5 protein-coding genes are annotated in these 8382 nt (G+C 64.7%); 3 read left to right on the forward strand and 2 right to left on the reverse strand.

Annotated elements, in window-relative coordinates; genetic code table 11:
* Positions 1-153 precede the first annotated feature (153 nt).
* Complete coding sequence (locus Q0176_RS06550; RefSeq protein WP_299300453.1) at positions 154-1563, reverse strand: FTR1 family protein; 1410 nt, start codon at positions 1561-1563, stop codon at positions 154-156.
* Positions 1564-1798: 235 nt separating this feature from the next.
* Positions 1799-3688 (reverse strand): carbon starvation CstA family protein, encoded by a 1890-nt coding sequence (locus Q0176_RS06555; protein ID WP_299300455.1) that lies wholly within the window; start codon positions 3686-3688, stop codon positions 1799-1801.
* A 574-nt stretch (positions 3689-4262) separates the two neighbouring features.
* Here Q0176_RS06555 and Q0176_RS06560 point away from each other — a divergent pair.
* Genes Q0176_RS06560 through mdoH form a run of 3 tightly spaced genes read left to right on the forward strand, consistent with a single transcriptional unit; the run spans position 4263 to position 8339 of the window.
* The gene (locus tag Q0176_RS06560; protein ID WP_299300457.1) at positions 4263-5891 is read left to right on the forward strand and encodes a glucan biosynthesis protein G; all 1629 of its coding nucleotides are present in this window, start codon (positions 4263-4265) and stop codon (positions 5889-5891) included.
* Between the two features lie 7 nt (positions 5892-5898).
* Complete coding sequence (locus Q0176_RS06565) at positions 5899-6282, forward strand: hypothetical protein (RefSeq protein ID WP_299300459.1); 384 nt, start codon at positions 5899-5901, stop codon at positions 6280-6282.
* Positions 6279-8339, forward strand: a complete 2061-nt coding sequence (gene mdoH, locus Q0176_RS06570) for a glucans biosynthesis glucosyltransferase MdoH (protein WP_299300461.1) — start codon at positions 6279-6281, stop codon at positions 8337-8339. The genes Q0176_RS06565 and mdoH overlap by 4 nt, the downstream gene beginning before the upstream one ends.
* The last annotated feature ends 43 nt before the right edge of the window (positions 8340-8382 follow it).

Genomic DNA, 8382 nt, shown 5'->3' on the forward strand with positions numbered 1-8382 from the left:
CCGCCGGAGCGGCCAGGGCCGACCCGACCAGGGCCAGGGAGAGGACGACGACCAGCATTGCAGCAAACTTCTTCATGAAATTTCCCTCCTGATGAGTATTATAAAAAACCTCACGTGAGGTTTTTTACCAAAGGTTGACTTCGGTCTTCGCCGTCATTTCGCTTTCTTTTTCCCACCCAGGGTATGGGACAGGATGACCCACACCGCCGCGATGACCAGCATGACCTGCGGGATCAGGGTCTCGGCCCGGTCGTAGATGCTCAGCGATTCGATGGAGAAGCCGTTCATGGCCGGGATGGTGGTCCTGCCGACGATCACGTCGGCCTCGGTGAGCTCGACGACGCCCTTGCCCATGAAGGACACGCACAGGATGAAGAGCAGGATGCTGGTAAAGAGGAAGAAGGGCTTGAGCGGCAGCTTCACGCTGAAGTAGCGGAAGGCCACGTAGACGGCCACCAGCACCACGGTCCCCGCCAGGATGCCGTAGACGATGTGGGGAGTGCTGTTCATGCCGCCGGAGAACGACGCCTTGTAGAACAGGATGAGCTCCGCACCCTCACGCAGGACTGCGATGAAGGCCGCGAAGACGAGGGTCATCTGGCTCTTCCGGTCGATGGACTGCTGGACCTTTTCGTTGATGTAGTGGGTCCAGGCCTCGGTGTCCGCCTTGGAGAGCATCCAGTTGCTGACGTAGAAGAGGACCGCCACGGCCAGGAACATGGTCCAGCCCTCCAGGAGCTCCCGGGCGACGCCGCTGGAATCCCCCATGAGGGACTCCAGGGCCCAGGCCAAAAGGACGCTCGCCCCGATGGCCGCAACCGATCCGACGTAGACGCTGCGCACCATCCTCGTGTTGCCGGTCTTGATCAAATAGGCCACGATGGCGACGATGACCAGGATGGCCTCGAGCCCCTCGCGGACAAGCAGGCCGAAGGCGGTGAGAAAGGTCAGCCAGTCCCGGTTCACGGGCGCCTTGGCGGGGGCCTTCGGGGCGGACGCAGCGGGAGCCGGGGTCTCCGCAGTTTCGGCCGCGGCATCGACGGACGCCGCGGCGACGGCCCCGCCGCCCGCCGCAGGACGCCCCTTGTCCCCGTAGACGGCCTCCCCAAGGCTGTCGGGCTCACCGGCGTCGATATCGCCATCCAACACCATGGCGTCCTTGTAGACCTTGACCCTCAAACTTTCGAGCATATCGAGGAGCGCGTCCTTCGCGATCTCCTGATTCCCCAGCAGGGCGTGCTTGATGCTGGCGAAGAGCGCTTCGATGTGACTGACGCGCGCCGACGAGATGGCCACCATGACGTTCTTCTCGAACCCCTGAACCTCGTAGTAGCCGAAGTAGGCGTCGTTGACGTGCTTGTAGGCATCGCGGTAGCGGTCGGCCTCGATATCCTCCCGGGCGGAGTCGAACTCGAGGGCCATATCCGCCGCCACGCCCTTCCACGAATCGTATTTCTTCTTCTTCGCCGCAAGGCCCTCGGATGCGGAAAAGACGACGAAAAGAAAGATCGCCGTGACCAGCAGTCCCCAATAGAGCCGTGCCGACTTCTTCTGCATACTCATCGTTACCCTTCCCCTGAACTGTAATTTAGGCAAGGCAAACAAAAAACATGCCTTTTCCGCTTAGGATTTTACGCCTGGACCCCACATTCGTCAACAAATCCGTCGATGAAAAAAGTTGGTATATTGGGGATAAAAAAAGCGAGGGAGCGGCAATGTATCCGCCGCACCCTCGCTTCCCCGGGCCGTTCGGGTTGGGGGCCGCCCGCCCCCGCCGATCCCGTGCCCTTTCGCTGCGCTAGTCCCCGGAATGGCTGAGCGGTGCGCCGTCCTTCCGGTTCAGGGCCGAGAACGCCTGGAGCACCATCAGCAGGGCCAGCACGAGAAGCGCGATGGCCATGCCACCCAGGGTCCAGTTGGGCATCGGCGCGTTGATGATGTTGTCCCGGATCATCAGGGCCAGGGCGGCCACGGTCGTGATCAGCATGAACCACATGGGAATCATCAGCCACTGGTTGGGCTTCTTCAGGGCGCGGGCCACCCAGACGGCCAGGGCCAGCAGGACGAGCGCCCCCACAAGCTGGTTGGCGGCTCCGAACACCGGCCAGATCGCCGCCCAGACGGGGATGAGCGTCCCCGTGGTCGTGTGCGTCTTGGTGAGGAGAAGGCCCATCGCCCCGGCAACGGCGATGACCGTCGCCGTATAGCGGTCGACCTTCATGTTGGTCAGCTCCTGGATCTGATAGCGGGTCAGGCGCGTGGCCGTGTCCAGCGAGGTCAGCAGGAAGCTGTTGAGCGCCAGGAGCCCCAGGGACTTTCCGATCTTGGGGTCGATGCCGATGAGCTCGGAGAAGCGTCCGAAGCCCACCGCATAGGTGTTGGTCGGGTCGCCTAGGATCGCCCCGGAGATCATCACGGTACCCAGTGCGATGACGGCCACGACGCCCTCGATCAGCATCGAGCCGTAGCCCACCAGGACGGAGTCCGACTCCCTGCGAATCTGCTTGGAGGTCGTCCCGCTGCCCACCAGCGAGTGGAATCCCGAGAGGGCGCCGCAGGCCACGATGATGAAGAGCATCGGCCACAGGTAGTTGTTCCCGGAGACGAAGCCCTTGTAGGCGGGCAGTTCCACGGAGAACTTGCTGCTGCCCATGACCATGCCGACGGTTCCGATGACGACGGCGAAGTAGAGGAAGTAGGAGGCCAGGTAGTCGCGCGGCTGGAGCAGCAGCCACACGGGCATGACGGAGGCCAGGAAGATGTAGACCACCAGCACCCAGCGCCAGTTCTCCATATTCTTGGTCTTCAGGGCCTTCTGGGCCCCGGCGAACTCCTCGTAGCTCGCGGCGCCGCTCTTCTGCACGACCTCGTCCGACGCCTTGATCTCCTGGAACTTGGCCTCACGAGCGGCCTTGTAGGCGTCGAAGTCCGCATATTCCGCCAAAGCCGCGGCATCCTTGGCCTTGGCCGCGTCGAAGGCCTTGGCATCGGCCAGAGGCATGTTGATGCCCGGCTGATGGAACTCCAGGACGGGGTTGCCGGAGAGGGAGAAGTAGCTGGAGATCCACTTGTTCCCGTTGCCGAACCAGCAGGCGTAGATGATGATGGGCACCATGATGATGGTCATCAGCCACAGAGGGCAGTTCATGCGGTAGATGAGGAGGCCGAAGATCAGGGCCATGAAGATGTAGAGCGTCGCCGCAAAGGCCACCGCCGGGTCCGAGGCGAAGGAGTTGGCCGAGAGCTGGAGGAACACGGCCACAACCAGAATCAACGTCAAAATGGTGAAGCAGAGGAAGAGGATCTTCCCCGCCCGGCCGATCCAGCGCTCGACGACCTCGCCGATGGACTTGCCCTCGTGCCTCATGGAGGAGACGAGCCCGCCCATGTCATGAGGTCCGCCCAGGAACGCGGAGCCGATCACGCACCAAAGATAGGCCGGCAGCCATCCAAACATGCCGGCCGCCGTGATGGGGCCGACGATGGGCCCCGCCCCCGCGATCGAGGAGAAATGGTGCCCCAGCAGCACCGCGGGGTGCGCCGGACAATAGTCCACCCCGTCGTACATGGTCTCGGCCGGCGTCTTGTTGCTGTCGTTCAGCTCGTAGACGCGGGACATGAAACCCCCGTAGATCTTGTAACACAGGGCGAAAAAGACGATCGCCCCCACCAACAATCCAAGCAGCATCTCAATCCTCTCCTTAAATCAAAACCGATCTCGATTCCCGCTTCGGGATGCGTCCCCCCTGGGACGGCAGATCCCCCTCGACCCCGCGCCGATAGCGCCGATACAAAAAATCCGCTTCGCCTTCCCGCCCCCTTCCAAAACTGACTTTTTGAGCGAGCACCCTCGCCGCCGCGGAATTTTTCCGCGCCCGGTCGGACGCCCCCCACGAATCCCCTCGATAATAAACAATGAAACACTCCGTCAAGGTAATTATAGCGCAATCGGGATAAAGGCATTGAAAAGACGGATGCGGCCCCTTCGATTTGCGGGACGTGCACTTGACGCTCCATCGCTTTGTGATTGAATAGGGTAGGCCGAAGCCGGGGGGCGAAAGTCATTTCGACCTCCGGCGGCGCTGCGCTTCCATATTTAACGAGAGGGAGCCCTGGGGCGATACGGCCGACAATCGGGAAGATCCTTGAGGAAATTGAACGTGAGGAAGGAGATGGGTGCATTGTTCAGACCCGTTTTGAATTTGAGATCTGCGGCCTGTCGCCGAATTTTTTTTGTGGGGCTTCTTGCCCTGATGGGGGCGATGTCCTTAACGATACCGCTGGAGGCGGCCTCGCCGAAGGCATCCTCCGACGTCTCCCCCGCCTCCGGGGACCCGGCGCCCCGGATACCGGCCTCGGTCGATGTGCCTTCCGCCGCATCGGCGGACTCCGTCTCCGGGGACGCGGCAGCGCCCGCAGCCCGGCCCTTCGGGTTCGGTGACGTGCTCAAGAAGGCCATGGCCGCGGCAGAATCGGAGTACGTTCCGCCGGCCGCGCTGCCCGCTTCCCTGCGCAGCCTGAACTACGACCAGTGGCGCACCGTCCGGTTCAAGCCGGAGCGCTCGCTGTGGCGCTTCGAAAAGCTGCCCTTCGAGCTCCAGTTCTTTCACTCGGGCTTCTACTACGACCGCAACGTGGAGATCAACATCATCGAGGAGGATGGACACGTCGTCCCGGTCCCCTTCTCCACGGACCTCTTCCAGTACCCCGGCGACGAGCTGAGGAGCCAGGTCGCCACCTCCAACGTGGGGTTCGCGGGGTTCCGGGTCCACTGCGCCATCAACGATCCCGGCTACAAGGACGAGGTGGTCGTCTTCCTGGGAGCCAGCTACTTCAGGGCCGTCGGCAAGGACACGAAGTACGGGCTCTCCGCGCGCGGCCTGGCCCTGAACACGGCGCTCCCCTCGGGCGAGGAGTTCCCCTGGTTCCGGGAGTTCTGGATCGGGAAGCCCGCGAGCGGCGACGTCTCCATCACGGTCTACGCCCTGCTGGACAGCCCCAGCTGTACGGGGGCGTACCGCTTCGTCATCACCCCGGGGCCGGAGACGGCGATGCGGGAGGAGTTCCAGGTCTTCTTCAGAAGCGGCGTCGAGAAGGCGGGGATAGCGCCCCTCACCAGCATGTACTTCTACGGCGCACCCGAGAACGGCCGGCTCGGGGACTACCGGCCCGAGGTCCACGACTCCGACGGCCTGCTGGTCCACAGGGACGACGATGTCTGGCAGTGGCGCGCCCTGCGAAACGGGGAGAGGCTGAACACCACCCGGATATCCATGGAACGGCTCCTCGGCTTCGGCCTGCTGCAGCGGAACCGGAACTTCGACCACTACCAGGACCTCGAGGCCGACTACGAGCGGCGTCCGTCCCTCTGGGTCGAGCCCGACGGCGACTGGGGCAGCGGCCGGATCGAGCTGATCGAGATCCCCACCGACTCCGAGTACAACGACAACATCGTAGCCTTCTGGGTTCCGAACCGGGAGAAGCCCGATTCGCCGATCAGGGGGGCCTGCACGCTCCGCTGGGGAGGGCAGGAGAAGCACCTGCACTCCCTGGGGCGCGTGGTAGGGACGCGCCAGGCTAGGGGCGACCGGAAGAACTGGGCGCGCTTCCTCGTGGATTTCGAGGGCGGGGAGCTCGACGCCCTGCCCGAGGACTCGGGGATCACGAGCGTCGTGGAGGTCGATGGGGCCAAGCTGGTCCAAAAGCACCTCGAGAAGAATCCCCACACGGGGGGATGGAGGCTTTCCTTCCAGGTCGAGGTGGACGCGGGCGGCGGATTCTCCGTGTTTCCGGCCGTTCCGCCGGCCGTGCGCCTCTCCGCGGTACTGAAGAAGGGGGAAAATCTGCCGAACCCCCTCACCGAGACCTGGACCTACGTGTTCGGGAGGTAGGGCGCTCATGAACGAAAACCGACCGGCGCTGCAGGAGCCCCGCCCCGGGGAACTGCTGCTGGACCGTCTGCTTCTCTATGTCCGGGTCCTGAGGGTCCCGCCGCGCGAGGGGCTGGAGCTGGTGTTGAAGGCCCTGGACGAGCTCTGTCCATCGGGGATGAGGGAGGCGCTCCCCGCCGAGGATTGCGGCATGGAGACCGCCATGGAGATCCTGAGGGCGCTGTGCGCCGAGCGGGGCTTCGTGCCCGACGCGGACGCCCTCCCCTGCCCCGTGCCCCCCTACAACCGAGGATCGATGCCGCCGGCGAAGATCTCCATGACGCGCGGCGAATTTTCCCTGAGGGGCCTCGTCGGAAGGCTCCGACGGCCCAGGGAGGAGCGGACGCGATGACGCATACCCCAAACGCCCGTCCCGCCTGGCGGTTCTCCGCTCTCTGGCGGCGTTGGCTCTTTCTCTTTCTGATCTTCGTCCCCTCCATCCTGGCCGCCTCCTACATGTCCGCCCTGCTTCCCCACGGGGGCGGGACCTTGGTGGAGCTGACTCTCTGCATCCTGTTCGGGGTGCTCTTCGCCTGGATCTCGACGGGGTTCTGGACGGCGCTCTTCGGGTTCTTCGTGCTGCTCTTCCGGTACTCCGGATACCGGATCATCGACCCCGACTCGCCGCTCCCGGACCTTCCGCAGGGGGTCAGGACGGCGGTGCTCATCCCCGTCTACAACGAGGACCCGCAAAGCGTCGGCGCGGGGATCGCCGCGATGTGGCGCTCCCTGTCCGTCACGGGACTGGAGGGGCGTTTCGACCTTTTCGTCCTCAGCGACACCACGGACCCCGACGTCTGGGTGCGCGAGGAGGCGATGTGGAACGAGCTCCGGGGCCTGCCGGGGATGGAGGGACACCTCTTCTACCGCCGCAGGCCCTCCAACCCGAAGCGGAAGAGCGGCAACATCGCAAACTTCTGCCGCCGCTGGGGCCGCAACTACCGCTATATGATCGTCCTGGACGCGGACAGCGTCATGGCCGGGGAGACCTGGGTGCGCATGGTCGACGCCATGGAGCGGAACCCCCGGATCGGGATTCTCCAGACGCCCCCCAAGGGGGTGAACCGCGAGACCCTGATCGCGCGGGTGCAGCAGTTCGCCAACAGCCTGTACGGGCCGGTCTTCGCGGCCGGCCAGAACTTCTGGCAGCTGGGCGACGCTCAGTACTGGGGGCACAACGCCATCATCCGCGTCGAGCCCTTCATGCGCTGGTGCGAGCTGCCACGGCTCCCGGGCCGGGGGCCCCTCAGCGGGGATATCCTGAGCCACGACTTCGTCGAGTCCGCCCTGATCCGCCGCGCAGGCTACGAGGTGTGGCTGGCCTATGGGGTCGGCGGCAGTTACGAGGAGACGCCGCCCACGCTGATCGACGAGATGAAACGCGACCGGCGCTGGTGCCAGGGGAACCTCCAGCACCTGCGCCTGATCTTCACCTACGGTTTCTTCCCCACGCACCGAGCCCTCTTCCTCAACGGCATCCTCTCCTACGGCTCCGCGCTGCTGTGGCTGATCTTCCTGACGGCCAGCTCCGTGCAGGCGCTGCTGGACGTCCTGGTGGAGCCCGTGTACTTTCCGCAGCACAACATGCTGTTCCCCAAATGGCACGTCTGGTACCCGGAGTGGGCGCTGAGCCTCCTGAGCTGCACGGCCCTGCTGCTCTTCCTGCCGAAGATCCTCTGCCTGCTCCACACCCTGCTGACGGCCCGGAACGCGCGGAGCTACGGCGGGGTGGGGCGGGTGCTGCTCGGAGTGGCGGGCGAGACGGTCCTCTCCATGCTGCTGGCGCCGATCCGCATGATCTGCCACAGCCGGTTCGTCCTCATGACCCTGCTGGGCTGGGGAACGGGCTGGGGGGGACAGTCGCGGGACGACCGCGGCACCTCGTGGGGCGAGGCAATCCGGGCGCACTGGTGGGCGGCCGCCATCGGGCTGCTCTGGGGCTGGCTGCTCTACAGGGCGACCCCATCCTTCTTCCTCTGGCTGCTGCCGGTGATCCTCCCGCTCATCCTCTCCGTGCCGCTGTCCGTGTTCACCAGCCGCGCGTCGCTGGGCCGCGCCGCCGGGCGCGTCGGGCTGTTCGCCATCCCCGAGGAGCTTTGCGTGCCCCGGGAACTTGCGGACAAGGCGGAGACGCTGAAGGGACGCCGGCACTACGATCCCCTGAACGTCCCGGAGGAGGAGGGTTTTCGCCGGGCGGTGCTGGATCCCGGCCTGAACGCCCTTCACAGGGCCATGAACCGGCGGCTGAGGGCCCCCCTGGACCCCGCTCTGGTCGAGCGGGCCCTCTCGGGAGCCCCCCTGTCCAAGGGGGAGAAGGTGGCCCTGCTGGGCAGCCCCGACTCGATGCGGGAGCTGCACCGAAGGGTCTGGATGCTTTCGGCGACCGAGGGCGGACCGTGGGGAATATAATTCCAATTCTAAATCGTTTGTAGGCAATAAGCAGAGAGCCGGC

Origin of the sequence: uncultured Fretibacterium sp. (assembly GCF_938040765.1) — a bacterium.
Taxonomy (GTDB): domain Bacteria; phylum Synergistota; class Synergistia; order Synergistales; family Aminobacteriaceae; genus CAJPSE01.